Consider the following 17818-nt stretch of genomic DNA (forward strand, 5'->3'; position numbering starts at 1 on the left):
CCGGCCCTCAGTAGCCCACGCGGAACGTCGCGTCCTGCCGCTCCGTCGCCGTCGAGACCGGGTCGATGCGCAGCGCGTAGTCGTAGTGCCGGATGTACCGGGTCGGGTTGTTGTACGACCGGAACGACGCCCAGCTCGCGTCCGCGAGGCCCGCCGTACGGTAGAACGTCGCGTCCCCGGCGAACGCCGACGTCCCGTCGTTCACGTCCAGTTGGAGGACGTAGTCGGAGTGGCGCAGGTACCGGTCCGGGTAGTTGACGGAGCGCAGCGAGACGCCCGAGCTGTCCGCGAGGCCCGGGACCAGGGTCCACAGCGAGTCCTTGTACGGCTCGATCGGGTACTCGTCGATCCGGCCCGCGTAGTTCGCGTGGCGGACGTAACGCGCCGGGAAGTTGTACGACTTGAGCCTGTTCCAGGCGGGTGCGCCCCACCTCGCGAGGAGGTTGTCGTACTCCGCCGTCGTGATCGGGACGATGCCGCAGTGCTTGGAGTTGACCGGCTGGGTGTACGTCTTCTGGTCGAGGGCGGTCCAGGTGCCGGTCGCGGGGCTGGTCGACTGCCAGGCGTAGAACACGCCGTTGGGGGTGTACGTGTCTCCCCACAGCCACCAAAGGCCGCTGTTCGTCAGGGACTTGACGATCGTCGGGGCTTCCGTGCCGCCGTGGGCCACGCCCGCGCTGTACTCCGTGAAGCTGCCCGGGTCCAGGGTCGTCGAGCGGGCGCTCACCAACGTCTGGTTCTTCTTGAAGTACAGGTAGTTGTAGCCGTTCACCCCTACGGCCATGTCGCCGTCGATCACGTCGTAGCCGGGGTCGAAGAACACCTGTGGCGCCGACGCCGTCACGAAGTCCGTCGTGTAGTTGACCATGATGACGTTGTGGCCGCTGGAGTTGACGGCCGAGTAGATCACGGCGTACTGCTGCCGCCCCGCGTCCCAGAACGCCTCCGGGGCCCAGCTGTGCGTGGTCATGTCGTGCAGCTTGAGCCGCCGGTACCCGGTGAAACTCCGCAGATCCGCCGAGTCCCACACGTGGATGTACTGGCTGTTGTAACTCCAGTCCGTCCCCTTGAGATCCGTCGCCAGCACGACGAACGCCCCGTTCTGCTTCCGCATGATGAACGGGTCCCGCAGCCCGAGCGCGCCCGCCGTCGGCGTGACGAGGGGGTTGTTCTGGTTGAGCGGCGTCCAGTTCAACCCGTCCGGACTGACGGCCAGATGCAGCCCGTAATCCGTACCGTCCCCGAGATTGGTCGACTCGGTGAAGTAACACATCGCGTACGCCGAATCCGCCGCGTACGCGGTACCACCTCCCAGCATCAACGCGGCAGGCACAGCAGCACCCATGGCAAGAAGCCCACGGCGCGAAAGGTGGGGCAGTTCGCTCATCGTCTGATCTCCGGTGCGGGGGGAGTTGGCCGTCCGAAATCCCGAACGAGGTTCGGGAAATCGATCAGAAGGTAGGGGGTGGGGGAAGGGAGGTCAATGGTTCTGACACGAACGGGGGTGATCTGTGGGGGAGTTGTGAGCCGGGGGGATGAGCCGAGGGGGACGTCAGCGCCTACCGTGCCGCAGGGGCTGGCGTCGGGGCTCGCGGCGCCGTGGCCGGCGACAAGTGCCGGGCACGCTTGCCGGGTTCAGGACCGGCGATACCCGAGACCGCCTGTCCCCGCACTGCGGACCTGCGCGAACCGTGACGAGCCCCGCCCGTGGTCGGAGCGAGGCCTGTCACGGATCTGGGGCCCACCGTCACGCTCTTGCCCGCCGGGCGACGACTGTCACGCGTTCCCTCAGGCGCCGGGCCCAGCGAGGTTCCCGGCGGTCGCCGACGTCCCCGGGCCGGGGGTGCTCCCCATTGCCGCTGGCCCGCCCTCCCGGAGGACGACACAGGACCCAGCCCCGGGCAACGCCTACGCCGTCAGCTCCTTGCGGATGCGGTCCAGCATGAGCGCCGACGACTCCCGTGCCCGTTCCTCCCACGCGAACACGCACGCCGTTGCCACGCCGTCGAAGTTCAGGTTGCGGAGAGTGGTGAAGAACGTGGGCCAGTCGACCTCGCCCTGGTCGATGTCCAGGTGTTGGTGGATGCGGGTCGGGGTGCCGGGTGGGTTTGTGATGTAGCGGAGGCCCGACGAGCCTTTGTGGTTGAACGAGTCTGCTATGTGGACGTGTTGGAGTTTGTCGCCGGCGTAGCGGAGCATTTGCGCGATGTCGGCGCCTACCTCTGCGGCGCCCGACAGGTGGAACGTGTGCGGCGCGCAGTACAGGTAGTTCACCCACGGTTTGTTGATCGCGCGGACCAAGTCGACCGCGGGCGTGTTCTCTTCGCAGAAGTCGTCCGGGTGCGCCTCCAGATTCAGCGCGATGCCTTCCCGCTCGAACAGGGGGAGCAGCTCCTCCAGCGAACGCCAGAACGCGGCCTCACTCTCGGCGGCCCGCTCGGGACGCCCGTTGAACTCGCTGTTCATCAACGGGCATTCGAGCTCGGCCGTGATCTCGATCATCCGCTTCCAGTACCGCACAGCGGCCTGCCGCTCGGACTCGTCCGGCGACGACCACTTGTACAGCGGCAACACCGAGGACAACTGAACCCCGTGCGTACGAAGGGAGTTCTTCAGTTCCGCGATCCGCTCGTCATCCGCACGCGGGTGCACGAAGAACGGCATGAAGTCATCGCGCGGCGACAACTCGATGTACTCATAACCGAGTTCGGCCACCGTCCGGACCATCGCGTCGATCGACAGCGCACGGAACATATAAGGGTCGAGGGCGATCTTCACGCAGCACCTCCGTAAAAAGCCGGACGAGGCTTCAGGTCGGTCGGGACGACGAGGCCGGACTCCAGGGCCTGGACGGTCGCCGAGGTGATGACGGTCGCGGCGTACCCGTCCCACGCGGAGGGCCCGGTAGGGGCGGAACCGGCGCCGACCCCCGCAACCCACTCCCGGAACTCCGTGTCGAACGCGCCCCGGAACCGCTCCACCCAGTCCGTGAGCACGGCGGACGTACGCTGACCGGCACCACGCAGGGCCACCGAGGAAGGCTCCGGCAGCCGCACGACCCCCTCCTCGCCGACCGCCTCGCACTGGATGTCGTACCCGTACCGGCAGTTGACGAAGACCTCCAGATCGATCCGCACCCCCTTCGCCGTCTCGAACAGCATGATCTGCGGGTCCTTGAGATGCGCGGCCCGATACCGCGTGGCACGCGGCGTGACGACCTGCGCGGAGACGATCTCGTCGTCCAACAGCCAGCGCAGGACGTCGACTTCGTGGACGGCCGTGTCGAGCGCGGCCATGTCGGAGGTGTACGAGTCCGGCACACCGGGATTGCGGTGCGCGCAGTGCACGATGAGCGGCGCACCGATCCGCCCGGCGTCGATGACCTCCTTCATCTGCCGGTACCCGGCGTCGTACCGCCGCATGAACCCGACCTGCACGAGCCGCCGCCCATAAGCCTGTTCGGCCTCGACGATGCGCAGACAGTCCTCGGCGCTGGTGGCGAGAGGCTTCTCGCAGAACACGGGCTTCCCGGCGGCGACCGCGTTCAGGACGTGCTCGGCGTGGGTGGGCCCCCAGGAGGTGACGAGGACGGCGTCGACGTCACCCAAGGCGATCACAGCCGCGCCGTCCGGCAGCACCCGCGCCCCCACAAGACCCGCCGCCTCGGCGGCACGCGCCGGATCGATGTCGGTGACAGCGGTGACCCGCGCCCCCGTCACCGTGTGCGTGAGCCGCCGTATGTGTTCCTTGCCGATCCACCCGGCGCCGACGACACCGATGCGTACAGTCATTCCAACAGCTCCGATCAGGGTCGGGAGTAGCGGGCGCGAAGCTCCGCCTCCAGCGTTTCGAGCGTGCGCCCCTTGGTCTCGGGGACGTACCGCTTCACGAACGCGAGCGAGAAGAAGCCCGCGACGACGAACAGGAAGAAGGTGGCCGAGACGCCGATCCCGTCGACGAGGGACGGGAAGACCAGCCCGATCACGAAGTTGGTCAGCCACAGCACGACGGCCGCGATGCCCATCCCGAACCCGCGCATCCGCATCGGGAAGATCTCGGACAGCATCAGCCAGGTGACCGGCGAGATCGCGCCCTGCTGGAAGGCGAGGAAGGTGACGGTCATGGCGAGGACGGCGTACGCGCGCCCGTCCCCGGCGGGCAGCGTCAGCGAGAACACCCCGATGAGGAACAGCGCGACGATCGTGCCCACTTGACCGGTCATCAGCATCGGCCGCCGCGGCACCCGCCCCAGCAGCCAGATCCCGACGAACGTCGCCAGCACGGAGATCACCCCGTTGGCGATGTTCGCGGTGAGCGCGCTGTCCGAGGCGAACCCGGCGTCGGTGAGGATCTGCGTCCCGTAGTACATGATCGTGTTGACCCCGGTGATCTGCTGCACGATCGCGATCCCGAACCCGACGACCATCAACTTCCGCAGCCACGGCGTGGACTTGACGTCCCGCCACCCCCCGAGCCGCTGCTCGGCGTCTTTCACGGCGAGCGCCGACACCTCGGCGAGTTCGCTCTCGGCCCGTTCCCGGGACCGGACTTGGCGCAGCACGTCGAGCGCCTCGGCGAACCGTGTCCGCGAGGCGAGCCACCGGGGGCTCTCCGGCATGACGAGCATCCCGAACCACAGCACGACCGCCGGCAGCGTCGCGACGACCAGCATCCACCGCCACACGCCGCCCGACTCGTCCCCGACGTCGGCGATCACCGCGTTGGACGTGAACGCCAGCAACTGCCCGCTGACGATCATCAGTTCGTTACGGGTGACCAGCGCCCCGCGCCGCTCGGCGGGCGAGATCTCCGCGAGGTACACCGGCACGGTCACCGACGCCCCGCCGACCGCGAGCCCCAGCACGAACCGGGCCACGACCATCGACGCCGTGTCCGGCGCGAGCGTCGCCCCGAGTGCGCCGACGAAGAACAGCACCGCGAGCGCCAGGATCGTCCGGCGCCTGCCGCGCGCGTCGGACAGCCGCCCGCCCACGACCGCGCCCAGCGCAGCGCCGAGCAGCAGCGAACTGGTGACCATGCCCTCGGTGAACGGCGTCAGCCCGAGGTCGTCCTTCATGTACGGCAGGGCGCCGTTGATCACGCCGGTGTCGTAGCCGAAGAGCAGCCCGCCGAACGTGGCGACGACGGTGACGACCCGCAGCCGCCGCGCGACCCCGGGAGAAGCCCCGACCCCCTCTGTCTCAACGGCCATCGACCGGCCTCCGTGTCCCCGGGGGCTCCGTGAACGCGCCGCGCGCCTCCAGCTCCGCCCTCAACTTCTGTGGATCGGTGGGGAGATAGCCGTACGGACCGAGTTCGAGCCACTGGTAGCCCGCCTCCGCCAGTTCGTCGGTAGCGCGGAGGGAGGCAGGCGCCTTTGCCATGACGTGTCCTTCCGGATGGCCTGGAGCGCTCTACTGGAGCGCTCTATGTGAGTACGATCGGGCCTGTGCAAATGTCATGTCAATAGGTCGTTACGAAGAGATGTCTGGGGGTTCCCGGCCCCACGTACAGTGGGCCGCGAAGGGTGGTGGACGTGACGGTGGGAAAGCGGCCGACGATGGAGGACGTCGCCGAGCGCGCCGGGGTCTCCCGGGCGCTCGTGTCGATCGTCTTCCGCAATCAGCCCGGCGCGAGCCAGGAGACCCGCGAACGGGTCCTGCGCGTCGCCGGGGAGATCGGGTACCGGCTCGACAACGCCGCGCGCCTGCTCGCGCGCGGGCGCAGCCGCACGATCGGCGTCCTCATCGCCGCGCACCAGCCCTTCCACGCCGACCTCATCGAGGGCATCTACCCCGAGGCCGAGCGGCTCGGGTACGACGTCCTGCTCTCCGCGACCGCGCGGGGACGCGGCGAGGACAAGGCCGTCGAGGCGCTCCTCGCGCACCGCTGCGAGGCCGTCATCCTCTTCGGCTCCGACGCCGAACCCGCCGACCTCGACGCCCTCGGCCGCCGCACCGTCGCCGTCTCCGTCGGGCGGCGCGTCCCGCACGCCCGCGTCGACAGCGTCCACACCGCCGAGGGCAAGGGGGTCCGGCTCGCCATGGACCACCTCGTCGAGCTCGGGCATCGCGACATCGTCCACATCGACGGGGGGAAGGGCCCCGGCTCCGCGGAACGCCGTCGCGCGTACCGGGCCGCGATGCGCCGGCACTCCCTCCAGCCCGAGGCGCGGATCATCGCCGGTGACCACACGGAGCAGTCCGGCATCGAGGCGGGTCGGCTGCTCCTCGCCGAACGCGGCGAGGGGCGTCCGCTTCCCACGGCCGTCCTCGCGGGCAACGACCGGTGCGCGATGGGGCTGATGATGTCCCTCGCGCGGGGCGGGCTGGACATTCCGCGCGACGTCTCGATCGTCGGGTACGACGACAGCCACCTCTCCCACCTGATGCCGCTCGGGCTGACGACGGTCCGTCAGGACGCGCTGCTGCTCGCGGAGTACGCGGTGCGGTTCGCGGTGGAACGGCTGGAGGACGAGCAACTGGAGCCCAGGGAGGCCGTGGTGGACCCCAAGCTGGTGGTACGGGGGACGACGGGGAAGCCGCGCGGGTAAGGGCGGCGTACGTCAACTCCCCGGCCTGCCCCTGTGACCGCACGACGCACAGCGCCCTCTTCGCGCCGAGTGCGTCGAGCCGCTTCCCGAACGCCTGCCGCGCGAGCGCCCGCACCCCCCTGTGCAACGCACCCGCACACCCGTTCCCCGGGGGTGACGCGCCCCCAAGACCCCCGCGCGACCCCCACCGCCAGGGCGATCCTGACAGAGCCCGCACACAACGCCCGCACGGACAAGGGGACTTCAGTGGCCGACGACCTCCTCACCCGCAAGATCGCCCGCGGCTTCGACCAGCTCGACGCCGACGGCGACGGCCGCCTCACCGAACACGACCACGTCCTCATGGGCCGGCGTTCCGCCCGAGCCCTCGGGCACGAGGAGGGTTCCGCCGCCGAGGACTCGGTCGTCGACGCGTACGTCGGGATCTGGCGCGACCTGCACCAGCCGTTCGCGGGCGGCGCCGACGCCATCGACCGGGACGACTTCATCGCCTCGACCCGCAGCCTCGCCGACGACCCCGACGCCGCGTCCGCCACCCTCGGCCGCCTCGCCGAAGCCTTCCTGGCCATCGCCGACACGGACGGCAACGGCGTCGTCGACCCCGACGAGTTCTACGCCTTCCAGATCGGCCACTTCCCCACCCTCGACCGCGCCACGGCCGACAGCGCCTTCGCCCGCCTGGACCGGGACTCCAACGGCACCCTGTCCCGCGAGGAGTTCACCACGGCGATCGTGGAGTACTGGACGAGCCGGGACCCCGAGGCCCCGGGCAACTGGTGGACGGGAGTGCACCCGCTGGACGCGCAGTAGGAACGGCGGACGAACCCGGGCGGCCCGGAGGGGGTGATGTGGATCACCGGCCTGCCCGCCGCCCCGGGGGAATGCGTGCGCGGTCATGCTGTTGAACCTGCATGCGACGCCATGCCACCACCGCCCACCGCAGGAACACCCCATGAACACGCGCCCCCCGACCCCGTCGACGGCCCCCTCCGCCGGTACCCGCCGCGCGAGCGTCGTCGTCATCGGCGGCGGACAGTCCGGCCTCTCCGCCGGGCACCACCTCAAGCGACGCGGCTTCACCAGCGCCCTCACCGACCCCGACGGCGAACGCACCTTCGTGGTCCTGGACGCCGAACCCGCCCCCGGCGGAGCCTGGCGGCACCGCTGGGAGTCCCTGCGGATGAATACCGTCAACGGCATCTTCGACCTCCCCGACTTCCCGCAACCGCCGGTCGACCCCGAGGAGCCGAGCCGTACGGCGGTCCCCCGCTACTTCGCCGGGTTCGAGGCGGCGACGGCGCTGCCGATCCTGCGGCCGGTGACCGTCACCGCCGTACGCCCCCTGGACGCCCGGCCCGACGGCGAGCTGGCCGTCGAGTCCAGCGCCGGGACCTGGACCACCCGCGCCGTCATCAACGCCACCGGCACCTGGACCAACCCCGTCCTGCCGCACTACCCCGGCCAGGAGACGTTCACCGGCGTCCAGCTCCACACCCGTGACTACGTCTCCGCCGAGCGGTTCACCGGGCAGCGCGTCGCCGTCGTCGGCGGCGGCATCTCCGCGCTCCAGCAGCTGGAGGAGATCTCCCGGGTCGCCACCACGCTCTGGTACACCCGCCGCGAACCCGTCTTCCGGGACGGCGGGTTCAACCCGGAGGTCGAGGGCCGCGAGATCATCTCCAAGGTCGCCGCCGACGTCGAGGCGGGGCGGCCGACCGGGAGCGTCGTCTCGTACACGGGCCTCGCCTGGACCCCGTACGCCCTGGCGGCCAAGGCGCGCGGGGCGCTGGAGCGCCGGCCCATGTTCACGGCCGTCGAACCGCACGGGGTCCGGGAGGCCGACGGCTCCTTCACGACCGTGGACGTGATCCTGTGGGCCACCGGCTTCAAGGCCGCGCTGGCGCATCTGGACCCCCTGCACCTGCGCAACGAGTCCGGCGGGATCACCCTGGTCGGCACCCAGCCGTCCGGCGAACCACGCGTGCATCTGGTCGGGTTCGGGCCGTCGCAGTCCACGGTCGGGTCCAACCGGGCGGGCCGCCAGGCCGTCAACAGCCTGCTGCGGCAGTGGAGGAGCGCCTCTCAAGAAGCAGGGGTCCCCTCCTGAGCTACGACCGCAGCAGGTAGTGCAGCGTCAGCCTCCGCGCCTGCTCCGCGTCCACCCCCAGCGCCACCCCGATCACCTCCCACTCCGGCTCCTCGTCCTTCACCGAGTACGCCGCGTCGCGGGCGACCCCCCGGGTCATCCGCTCCAGCGCCCCCACCGCACGCAGCGCGGCGACCGGCGCCTGGTCGGCGAGGTGGGCGAGGCGTAGATGGAGGTGGTCGATGGCGTCGGCGAGGTCCTCCGGCACGGGTATCGCGCGCCGCTCGACGGCGTCGATGTGCTCGCCCCAGTCCTCGTACGCGGACAGGATGTCGACGTCGGCGAGGTCGTCGTAGGACATCGACGCGCGGTCGACGGGATACGTGGTGCCCCGCCACCCGCACGTGCACGCGGCCCGGAACCCGGCGGTCAGCGGCCGGTTCAGGCGCCCGTCGTAGGCCCACCACTCCCGCGTCTGGACGATGCTCGCGGCGCTGGAGCCGAAGTCGAGGTAGACGGGCTTGGGTTCACTCCCGTCCGCGAGCACGGCCCCCGCGTACCCTCCGTGGGACTCCCCGAACTCCTCCTGCGTCCACAGGTCCATCTCCGTTCCCCTTCGCTGCCGGCGGCCGGGTGCGCGTTGCCACGAGCATGCCCCGACGACCCTTACGGCGAACGGCAGTTGGCGCTACTGCCGGGGCGCCGGGTTGGCTTCCCGCTCCTGCGCGCCGAGCAGCGCGGCGAGGAGACCGGGGAAGCGCCCGTCGGCGTCGTCGGCGCGCAGGGAGTTGAGCTTGGTCGTCCCCACGTAGTACTGCCGGATGACCCCGGCCTCGCGCAGCACGTTGAAGTGATGGGTACGCGTGGACAGCGACACCGGCGTGACGAACGTCCCGCAGCTCAAGTCCTCTGCGGCGCGGGCGAGTTGGGCGACGATGTCACGCCGTACCGGATCGGCGAGGGCCTCCAGGAACTGCTGGAGCGGGACGTCGGCCAGATCGGGGTGGTCGATGGTGCGGGCCAACGGGGACTCCAGCGAGGCGAGAGGCGTGGGGATGGTGCAATCAGATCATCGTACGGAGGATTCGCCCGCAGCGTTGTACCGCACCAGATACCCGGCGAACCGCTCCAGATCCTCCACAGCCCACCCGTCGAGCCGCTCCCGGAACGCCTCGCGCCGGCTCTCGGTGACCTGCGCGAGGATCTGCCGCCCGGCGTCGGTGAGATACAGCCCCTGCACCCGCAGGTCCGCGGGGTCGGGGCGCCGCTCGATCAGCCCGGCCCGCTCCAGCGCCGTCACCTGGCGGCTGATCGTCGACTTGTCGAGCCCGTGGTGCGCGGCGAGATCGGTCGCCCGTACGCCCTCGGCCTCCTCCAGGTATCCCAGCAGCGTGTACGACACGAGCGTCAGCTCGGGATGCAGCCGTCCGGCGCTCGCCCTGGCCCGCCGGGCGAACGCGGTCATCTCCCGCTGGATGGTCTCCACGGCCTCGGAATCCATGCCGGACCTCCCTCCGCGCCTCTGGTTGCAGAGTACAACCGGATACGGGGGGCGGTCTCGTCGGACCCGTGGGGTAGGGTGACGCCCGGTCGCGACAGCCGCGATGATCTGGAGACGAGGAGGTGGGACCCATCACCGCTGTGTCAGCACGGGTGCTCCCCCTCCGTATCGGCGCGGACCGCCGGCCGTAGGCGACCGTACGAGCGCCCTTCGTCACCCCGAAAGTGCTCGAAACCTCCATGAATCCCCTGTTTTCCGCCCGTCCTGCCGTCATCATCGCCCTGCGTACAGCGGGCTGCGTCTTCGCCGAGGACGAGGCGGATCTGATCCTCTCCGTGGCCCGTACGGAAGCCGAACTCGCCGCCCTGGTGGCCCGCCGGGCGGCCGGTGAACCCCTCGAAGTGGTCGTCGGCTGGGCCGAGTTCGCCGGTCTGCGGATAGCCGTCGCCCCCGGCGTCTTCGTCCCTCGCCGCCGCACCGAGTACCTGGTCGACCGCGCCCTCGCCACCGCCCCGCACGCGAAGGTCGTCGTCGACCTGTGCTGCGGCTCCGGCGCGGTCGGCGCGGCCCTCGCCGCGTCCCTGACCCCGCCGGAACTGCACGCCGCCGACGTCGACCCCGCCGCCGTGGCCTGCGCCCGCACCAACCTCACCCCGTACGGCGGCCGGGTCCACGAGGGCGACCTGTACGCGGCCCTGCCGGACACCCTGCGCGGACGCGTCGACATCCTCGCCGCGAACGTCCCCTACGTCCCCACCGGCGAGGTCGCCCTCCTCCCCACCGAGGCCCGCGACCACGAACCCCTCGTCGCCCTCGACGGCGGCACCGACGGCCTGGACGTCCTGCGCAGGGTCGCCGCCGAGGCCACCCACTGGCTCGCCCCGGGCGGCTGCCTCCTCGTGGAGACGAGCGAACACCAGGCACGGAGGGCGCTGGACGCTTTTGCGGCGGGCGGTCTGACGCCGCGCCTGGAGTATGACGAGGACCTGTACGCGCATGTCGTCCTCGGCATAAGAGGACCGGGCCGGGAGGCCTGACGGGCGCCGGTGCCCCGCGCCGTCAGGCCGGGCCGCCTGACGGTGCGGGGCACCGCGCCCCCTCCGCCTGCGGCGCCCCCTCCGCCTGCGGCGCCCCCTCCGCCTGCGGCGCCCCCTCCGCCTGCGGCGCCCCCTCCGCCTGCGGCGCCCCCTCCGCCTGCGGCGCCCCCTCCGCCTGCGGCGCCCCCTCCGCCTGCGGCGCCCCCTCCGCCTGCGGCGCCCCCTCCGCCTGCGGCGCCCCCTCCGCCTGCGGCGCCCCCTCCGCCTGCGGCGCCCCCTCCGCCTGCGGCGGCCAGCTTTCGGCGCTTGACCTCCGGTGCCCCCTCTTCCGGCGCCCCCACCGAGCCCCCAAGAGTTGCCCCCCGTTCCCCAACTCGCCCCCGTACATGGGCTGTACACGTCCCGCACCACCCGACAGACTGTTCCGCCGATCCCCTCCCTACCGAGGAGTAGGCCCCCATGCCTCTGCGCCCCACCCGTCGGCTCCGTGCTGCCCTGGTGACCCTCGCCACCGCCGCGGCCGTCGCGTTCTCGGCCGCGCCGCCCGCTTCGGCCGCCGACACCTGGACCGAGGTCGGCTCCGACCGCGCCGACCCGCTGACCGAGAGCCAAGGGCTCACGTCCGTGGAGGTGCCGGCGAACAGTCCGAACCGGTACACCGGGATCGGGACGATTCCGGTCGGTGTCAGCATCCGGGGCTGGAACCATGTCGGGGACCCGGACGCCGCGTCCGACGGGACGTACATCGAGCCGTACCAGCAGGACGCGGGCACCTCGAAGATGTTCCGCGTCCAGTCCCCGAACGGCGCCTGGTCCGAGTACGTGCACGCGCTCGGCTCCGGCGAGGCCCTCAACAACTCGTGGGTGGCGATCTCGCCGGACGGTCAGTGGATGCTCGCGGGGGAGTGGGGCACGATGACCCGCTTCCTCGTCTTCCCGACCCCCGGCGTCAACCCGGCCACCTCCCCGGGCACCAACCTCCCCTGGGTCACGACGATCACCCTCGACCACCCGGTCCGGGACGTCCAGGGCTGCGACTTCTCCGGCCCCACGACCCTCCTGTGCTCCTCGGACGACCCGGCCGGCACACTCTTCGGCATCACGAAGCCCCTCCTCCAAGTCGACCTCGCGGCGAAGCCGAACGGCACGTCGAACGTCTCCGGACACGTCACCGCCCTGCGCCAGCTCCCCCTGCGCAGCGGCTGCACCGGCAGCTTCGAGACGGAGGGCATCGACTACGACCGCCGCAGCGGCGTCCTGCGGGTGATCGTGATCTCGCCGGGCTTCTGCGTACTCACGGACAGCAAGACGTACCGCTTCACCCGCAGCTAGCGATCCGATCGGTGGTTTCCTGGAGGTGTGGCGTGGTACGCGAGCCACTCCACACCCCCAGGAGGTGATCGCGATGCGTGAGGAATCCGTCTCCGTCGAGATCGGCGGCTGCCACCAGGACGACGCCCGGATCGTGTTCGACACGCTGCGTGCCTGCTACGCGTCCGACCGTACGGCCGCCGACGTCCCCCAGCGGCTGCACGAGACGCGCCCCGCCGTCTGGCTCGGCACCTTCGAGGTCGCCGAGACCCACACCTGCCCGCCCCCGGCCCACCTCTCCGCCACGGTCGAGGCCGACGCCCAGGGCGGCTACTGGGCGATCGACCGCCTCCGCACGACCCTCGACTCCCTGTTCACGGTCCGCGACCTGACGACGTCCTCCGGCGACCAGGAACGAGAGCTGCACGTCCTGCTCGGCAACAAGTGACCTAACCTGCCGGAGTGACGACCGAGTTGACCCTCCTGCCCCGAGTCTCCTGCCGGGGCCGGGAGATCACCGCGCCCCGGCTGCGCGGCCTCCTCGCCCTGCTCGCCGAGGAGCTGGCCACCGGCTGCGGGACGGCCCGGATCGTCGAGGGGCTGTGGCCGGAGGAGCTGCCGGAGCACCCCGCGAAGGCCGTACAGATCCTCGTCTCCCGGCTGCGGGCGCAACTCGGCGCCGAGGTGGTCGTCAGTACGCCGACGGGTTACCGGCTCGCCTTCGAGCCCGCCCAGGTGGACAGCTCCGCGCTGCTCCTGCACGAGGCGGCGAGTACGCGGTGCGCGCGGACCGGGGACCACGCGGGCGCGCTCGCGCGGGCCGAGGCCGGGCTCGCACTGTGGGAGGGCGGCGCCGAGGAGACGCCGTACGACCCGCTGGGCGCCCTGCGCGCCGACCGCGCCCATACCCGGCGTGCGCTGGTCCGGGCCCGCGCGCTCGCCCTCGCGAGGCTCGGCCGTCGTGAGGAGGCGCTCTCCCCGCTCGCCGAGGTCGTCAGGGAGGCTCCCCGGGACGAGGAGGCGCTCGCGGAACTCCTGCGCTGCGAGGGCGCCGCCGCCGCGCTGACCCGGTACGACGCCTACCGGCGCGACCTGCGCGACACCCTCGGCATCGACCCGGGACCCGAACTGCGGGACGTGCACGAGGAGTTGCTGAGCGCCGACACGCCGCGCGTCCGCCACGGCGTGCCGTACGAACCCAACCCCCTGCTCGGCCGGGACGCCGACGTCGCCGCGGTCGCCGGGCTGCTGCGCACCGCGCGGGTCGTCACCGTCGTAGGCCCCGGCGGGCTCGGCAAGACGCGCCTCTCGCACGCCGTGAGCCACGCCGCCGAACAGCCGGTCGTGCACTTCGTGCCGCTCGCCGGGGTCACCACGGACGACGAGGTCGCGGCCGAGGTCGCAGCGGCCGTCGGCACGGGCATGCCGGACGCCCTTCTCGTGGCGCTCGGCACCCGGCCCACGCTGCTGGTGCTGGACAACTGCGAGCACGTCGTCACCGGCGTCGCCGACCTCGTACAGACCCTCGTCGCCCGCTTCAAGGAGCTGCGGATCCTCGCCACCAGCCGCGCCCCGCTCGGCCTGACCTCGGAGTCCGTGTACGCGCTGCCCGAACTCGGCGACCGGGCCGCCGCCGAACTCTTCGTCCAGCGCGCCCGCGCCGCCCGCCCCGGCGTGGACCTGCCGCCCGACACCGTCGCCGAGATCTGCGCCCACCTCGACGGCCTCCCCCTCGCCGTCGAACTCGCCGCCGCCCGCGTCCGCGTCCTGTCGGTCGCTGACGTCTCCCGCCGCCTGCGCGACCGCTTCGCCCTGCTCTCCGGCGGCGCCCGCGACGCGCCTGAGCGCCACCGCACCCTGCGGGCCGTCGTCGACTGGAGCTGGAACCTCCTCGGCCCGGACGGCCGCGCCGCCCTGCGCGCCCTGTCGGTGTTTCCCGGCGGCTTCGACGCCGAGGCCGCCGGGTACGTCCTCGACACCCCCGCCGACCCGCTCGACCTGCTGGAACAGCTCACCGGACAGTCCCTCCTCAAGGTCGCCGACACCCCCCACGGCACCCGCTTCCGGATGCTGGAGACCCTCCGCGAGTTCGGCGCCGCCCGCCGCGCCGAGGCGGCCGAGGACGAGGCCGTCACCGGCCGGTTCCTCACCTGGGCCCGCGACTTCGGCCGCACCCACCACGACGTCCTGTTCGGTACGGCCCCCGTCCCCGCCTGGGACCTCGTCCGCGCCGAACAGGACAACCTCGTCCTCGCCCTGCGCCACGCCCTGGCCCGCTCCGACGGCGACACGACCGCCGCCGTCACCGCCGTCCTCGGCTCCCTGTGGGCCACCGAGTCCCACTACGCCCGCCTCGCAGCGCTCATCGAGGAGACCGGCGGCCCCCTCTCCCACCACCACCCGGGCGACCCCCGCGACATCGAGACCCTCCGCAGCGCCTCCGTCGTCGCCACCGGCACCCTCTTCATGGCCCACGGCCCGCACGCCGTACGCCAGTTGGCGACCCTGCGCCGGCTGCCGCCCGCCCCGCCGGACACCGTGCCGCGCGCCCTCGCCGTCGTCCTGGGCGCCATGCCGGACATCCACCCGCCCGGGTACGAGCGGCTGACGGAACTCTGCGAGGCGGACGAGCCGATGCTCGCCGGGACCGCGTCGACCGTCGCGAGCTATGTGTGGGACGCCGCGCAGGACACCGAGCGCGCCCTCGAACACGCCCGCCGGATGCTCGCCTCGCTCGCGCCCTCCGGCAACCCCGCCCTGCGGATGCTCGCCCACGGCCGCATCAGTGAACTGTGTCTGCGCACCGAGCGGGGCCAGGAGGCGTACGAGCATCTGCGCGCCGCCCACGACACGCTCGGCGAGTACGGCAGCTCCCACAACGACTGGTTCGACCCCGTCGGCGTGCGCTGGGCGCTGACCCTCGCCTGCCTCCAACTGGGCCGCGTCGACGAGGCCGAGTACTGGTACGGACTCGCCAGCCTCGACCAACGCCCGGAGACCGTCGAGGCGTTGAGCTCCGACCTCGGCGCCCGCGCGGAGATCGCGCTGGCGCGCGGGCGAGTTGAAGCGGGGCTGCGGCTGTGGCGGCGGACGGCCGAGGAGGTGCGGCCGAGCGACGCCGACCCGTTCATGGCGAAGTGGTCGCTGGAGGTGCGCGCGGGGGCGGTGGCGGCGCACGCCCTGAACGGGCGGGTGGACCAAGTCGCCGGGCTGGTGCGGGAGTTGCGGGGGCTGCTGCCCGGCCTTCCGCCGGGTTCCACGTACGGGGCGGTGCTGCTCGCCGTCGCGCTGGCGGGGCTCGCCGAGGGGGATGCCGGGGCTGTGCGGCTGGTCGCGTTGAGCGAACTCGTGCCGGTGGCCCGGGACTTCCCCGCACTGTCCTCCGTCCGGGCCCGTGAGGCCGCCGAGCGGGTCGACGCGGCGGGGTACGCGAGGGCGCGGGCCGAGTACGGGGAGTTGGGGCGCGACGCCGCGCTTCAGTGCCTGGGTTCCCTCACGAACAGCGCCTTCGACCAGACGTAGCCCAGCACCGACAGGCCCACCGCCCAGCCGAGCGTCAGCAGCGCGTTCGCCGTACCGATCGCCGTGCCCAGCAGCAGGCCGCGCAGGGTCTCGATCGCCGGGGAGAACGGCTGGTACTCCGCGAACCAGCGGAACCAGCCCGGCATGTCGTCCACCGGGACGAACGCGCTCGACACCATCGGCAGCATCATCAGCGGCAGGCCGAGGTTGCTCGCGCCCTCCGGGTTCGGGGAGGCGAGGCCGATGCCGACCGCGAACCAGATCAGGGCGAGGCTGAACAGGGTGAGGAGACCGGCCGCCGCGAGCCACTCCAGGGGGGTCGCGTTCGGGCGGAAGCCGATGGCGACGCCGATCAGGAGCAGGGCGGCCAGCGCGAAGAGGGTTTGCAGGACGCTGCCGAGGACGTGGCCGGTCAGGACCGACGCCCTGGAGATCGCCAGCGTGCGGAATCTCGCCATGATCCCTTCCGTCATGTCCATCGACACCGCGACCGCCGTACCGAGCGCCGTGCCGCCGATCGTCATCAGGAGGATGCCGGGGACGATGTACGCGACGTACGCGGAGCGGTCTGCGGGGCCGCCGGTGATGCCCGCGCTCATGACGTCGCCGAAGAGGTAGACGAACAGGAGCAGGAGGATGACGGGGGTGAGGAGGATGTTGAGGGTGAGGGAGGGGTAGCGGCGGGCGTGGAGGAGGTTGCGGCGGAGCATGGTGAGGTTGTCGCGGAGGGCGTGGGCGGGGGAGAGGGTGGGGGCTGGGGTGGTCATCGGGCGTGCTCCTCGGTGACGGCAGGCTTGATGGTGGTATCGGGTGTGGTGGCCGTTGGCTGTGCAGTCAGCGCGAAGAACACGTCGTCCAAGTCCGGTGTGTGCACGGAGAGTTCGTCCGCCTCGATGCCGGCCGAGTCCAGCCAGTCCAGGACTGCACGGAGTTCGCGCTGGCTGCCGGTGCTCGGGATCTGGAGGGTGAGGGTCTCGTCGTCGCGCGTCGTCTCGCGCAGCGTCGCCGCGGCGTGTTCGTACGCCGTCGGGTCCGTGAAGCGCAGGCGTACGTGGCCGCCCGGAACCAGGCGTTTCAGCTCCGCCGGGGTGCCCTCCGCGACGATCCGGCCGCCGTCCAGGACCGCGATGCGGTCGGCGAGTTCGTCGGCCTCGTCCAGGTACTGGGTGGTGAGGAAGACGGTCGTCCCGGCGGCGACCAGTTCACGGACGATGCCCCACATCGTGTGCCGGGAACGGGGGTCCAGGCCGGTCGTGGGCTCGTCGAGGAAGATGATGCGCGGGCCGCCGACCAGCGTCATCGCGAGGTCGAGACGCCGCCTCATGCCGCCGGAGTACGTGGACGCGGGCTTCTTCGCGGCGTCCGTCAGCTCGAACCGCTCCAGCAGCTCGGCGGCGACCCTGCGGCCCTCGTCCTTGGCCAGGTGGTTCAGGTCGGCCATCAGGAGCATGTTCTCCTCGCCGGTGATCAGCCCGTCCACCGCCGAGAACTGCCCGGTGACCCCGATCGCGGTCCGTACGGCGTGCGCCTGCGCACGGAGTCCGTACCCGCCGACCTTCCCGTCCCCGGCGTCCGCCGTCAGCAGGGTGGAGAGGATGCCGACGGCCGTGGTCTTGCCCGCGCCGTTGGGTCCCAGCAGGGAGAACACCGTGCCCGTCGGCACCTCGAAGTCGATGCCGTCCAGCACGGTCTTGTCGCCGTACGCCTTGCGCAGCCCGTACGCCGCGATGGCGAGCCGTTGTTCTGCCGGCATGTGTTCTGTCGTCATGCGGCAGAGGATGCGGCGGGGCGGGTTCAGCGGGGTTTCA

Annotated in this window: 18 protein-coding genes; 7 read left to right on the forward strand and 11 right to left on the reverse strand. The window is 71.7% G+C overall.

From position 1 onward, the window contains the following. Positions 1-7: 7 nt before the first annotated feature. The 5 genes from J8M50_RS20165 to J8M50_RS20185 all read right to left on the reverse strand — a co-directional run bounded on the left by J8M50_RS20165 (position 8) and on the right by J8M50_RS20185 (position 5384). On the reverse strand, positions 8-1387 hold the full coding sequence (locus J8M50_RS20165) for a glycoside hydrolase family 43 protein (protein ID WP_029184436.1): 1380 nt from the start codon (positions 1385-1387) through the stop codon (positions 8-10). A 521-nt stretch (positions 1388-1908) separates the two neighbouring features. Next, positions 1909-2778: a sugar phosphate isomerase/epimerase family protein gene (locus tag J8M50_RS20170; protein ID WP_010358517.1), complete on the reverse strand. Its 870-nt coding sequence runs from the start codon at positions 2776-2778 to the stop codon at positions 1909-1911. Further along, positions 2775-3791 (reverse strand): Gfo/Idh/MocA family oxidoreductase, encoded by a 1017-nt coding sequence (locus tag J8M50_RS20175; RefSeq protein WP_010358516.1) that lies wholly within the window; start codon positions 3789-3791, stop codon positions 2775-2777. The genes J8M50_RS20170 and J8M50_RS20175 overlap by 4 nt, the downstream gene beginning before the upstream one ends. Before the next feature lie 14 nt (positions 3792-3805). Continuing rightward, on the reverse strand, positions 3806-5212 hold the full coding sequence (locus J8M50_RS20180; protein WP_010358515.1) for a sugar porter family MFS transporter: 1407 nt from the start codon (positions 5210-5212) through the stop codon (positions 3806-3808). Continuing rightward, positions 5202-5384, reverse strand: a complete 183-nt coding sequence (locus tag J8M50_RS20185) for a hypothetical protein (protein ID WP_010358513.1) — start codon at positions 5382-5384, stop codon at positions 5202-5204. The genes J8M50_RS20180 and J8M50_RS20185 overlap by 11 nt, the downstream gene beginning before the upstream one ends. Positions 5385-5560: 176 nt before the next feature. On the opposite strand from J8M50_RS20185, the gene J8M50_RS20190 reads away from it, so the two are divergent. The 3 genes from J8M50_RS20190 (at position 5561) to J8M50_RS20200 (ending at position 8660) form a co-directional block, all read left to right on the forward strand. Beyond that, positions 5561-6553 carry a LacI family DNA-binding transcriptional regulator gene (locus tag J8M50_RS20190; protein ID WP_010358511.1) on the forward strand — a complete coding sequence of 331 codons (993 nt, stop codon included), beginning with the start codon at positions 5561-5563 and terminating at the stop codon, positions 6551-6553. Between the two features lie 246 nt (positions 6554-6799). After that, the gene (locus J8M50_RS20195; RefSeq protein ID WP_010358509.1) at positions 6800-7363 is read left to right on the forward strand and encodes an EF-hand domain-containing protein; all 564 of its coding nucleotides are present in this window, start codon (positions 6800-6802) and stop codon (positions 7361-7363) included. Between the two features lie 142 nt (positions 7364-7505). After that, positions 7506-8660, forward strand: coding sequence for an NAD(P)-binding domain-containing protein (locus J8M50_RS20200; protein ID WP_010358508.1), 1155 nt, complete (start codon positions 7506-7508; stop codon positions 8658-8660). A gap of 1 nt (position 8661) precedes the next feature. On the opposite strand, the gene J8M50_RS20205 is transcribed toward J8M50_RS20200, so the two are convergent. The 3 genes from J8M50_RS20205 to J8M50_RS20215 form a co-directional block, all read right to left on the reverse strand. After that, a complete protein-coding gene (locus J8M50_RS20205) occupies positions 8662-9243 on the reverse strand; it encodes a hypothetical protein (protein ID WP_010358507.1) in 582 nt (193 codons plus the stop codon). Between the two features lie 84 nt (positions 9244-9327). Continuing rightward, positions 9328-9663 (reverse strand): ArsR/SmtB family transcription factor, encoded by a 336-nt coding sequence (locus J8M50_RS20210; protein WP_010358506.1) that lies wholly within the window; start codon positions 9661-9663, stop codon positions 9328-9330. 45 nt (positions 9664-9708) lie between these two features. After that, on the reverse strand, positions 9709-10140 hold the full coding sequence (locus J8M50_RS20215; RefSeq protein ID WP_010358505.1) for a MarR family winged helix-turn-helix transcriptional regulator: 432 nt from the start codon (positions 10138-10140) through the stop codon (positions 9709-9711). 239 nt (positions 10141-10379) lie between these two features. Between J8M50_RS20215 and J8M50_RS20220 the strand changes: the two genes are divergently transcribed. Then, a complete protein-coding gene (locus J8M50_RS20220) occupies positions 10380-11177 on the forward strand; it encodes a putative protein N(5)-glutamine methyltransferase (RefSeq protein ID WP_010358504.1) in 798 nt (265 codons plus the stop codon). A 22-nt stretch (positions 11178-11199) separates the two neighbouring features. Here the strand turns inward: J8M50_RS20220 and J8M50_RS20225 are convergent, their stop codons facing one another. After that, the gene (locus J8M50_RS20225) at positions 11200-11529 is read right to left on the reverse strand and encodes a hypothetical protein (protein ID WP_223786339.1); all 330 of its coding nucleotides are present in this window, start codon (positions 11527-11529) and stop codon (positions 11200-11202) included. A 107-nt stretch (positions 11530-11636) separates the two neighbouring features. Between J8M50_RS20225 and J8M50_RS20230 the strand changes: the two genes are divergently transcribed. From J8M50_RS20230 to J8M50_RS20240, 3 genes are all read left to right on the forward strand, one after another. Then, positions 11637-12509, forward strand: a complete 873-nt coding sequence (locus J8M50_RS20230; protein ID WP_010358503.1) for a hypothetical protein — start codon at positions 11637-11639, stop codon at positions 12507-12509. Positions 12510-12582: 73 nt separating this feature from the next. Next, the gene (locus tag J8M50_RS20235) at positions 12583-12936 is read left to right on the forward strand and encodes a hypothetical protein (protein ID WP_010358501.1); all 354 of its coding nucleotides are present in this window, start codon (positions 12583-12585) and stop codon (positions 12934-12936) included. Positions 12937-12950: 14 nt separating this feature from the next. Next, positions 12951-16010: an ATP-binding protein gene (locus tag J8M50_RS20240; RefSeq protein ID WP_010358499.1), complete on the forward strand. Its 3060-nt coding sequence runs from the start codon at positions 12951-12953 to the stop codon at positions 16008-16010. Here the strand turns inward: J8M50_RS20240 and J8M50_RS20245 are convergent. Both J8M50_RS20245 and J8M50_RS20250 read right to left on the reverse strand, forming a co-directional pair. After that, positions 15965-16777: an ABC transporter permease gene (locus tag J8M50_RS20245; RefSeq protein WP_010358498.1), complete on the reverse strand. Its 813-nt coding sequence runs from the start codon at positions 16775-16777 to the stop codon at positions 15965-15967. The genes J8M50_RS20240 and J8M50_RS20245 overlap by 46 nt on opposite strands. After that, on the reverse strand, positions 16774-17778 hold the full coding sequence (locus J8M50_RS20250) for an ATP-binding cassette domain-containing protein (RefSeq protein WP_029184435.1): 1005 nt from the start codon (positions 17776-17778) through the stop codon (positions 16774-16776). The genes J8M50_RS20245 and J8M50_RS20250 overlap by 4 nt, the downstream gene beginning before the upstream one ends. Between the last annotated feature and the right edge of the window lie 40 nt (positions 17779-17818).

This window comes from Streptomyces acidiscabies (genome assembly GCF_020010905.1).
Taxonomy (GTDB): Bacteria; Actinomycetota; Actinomycetes; order Streptomycetales; family Streptomycetaceae; genus Streptomyces; species Streptomyces acidiscabies.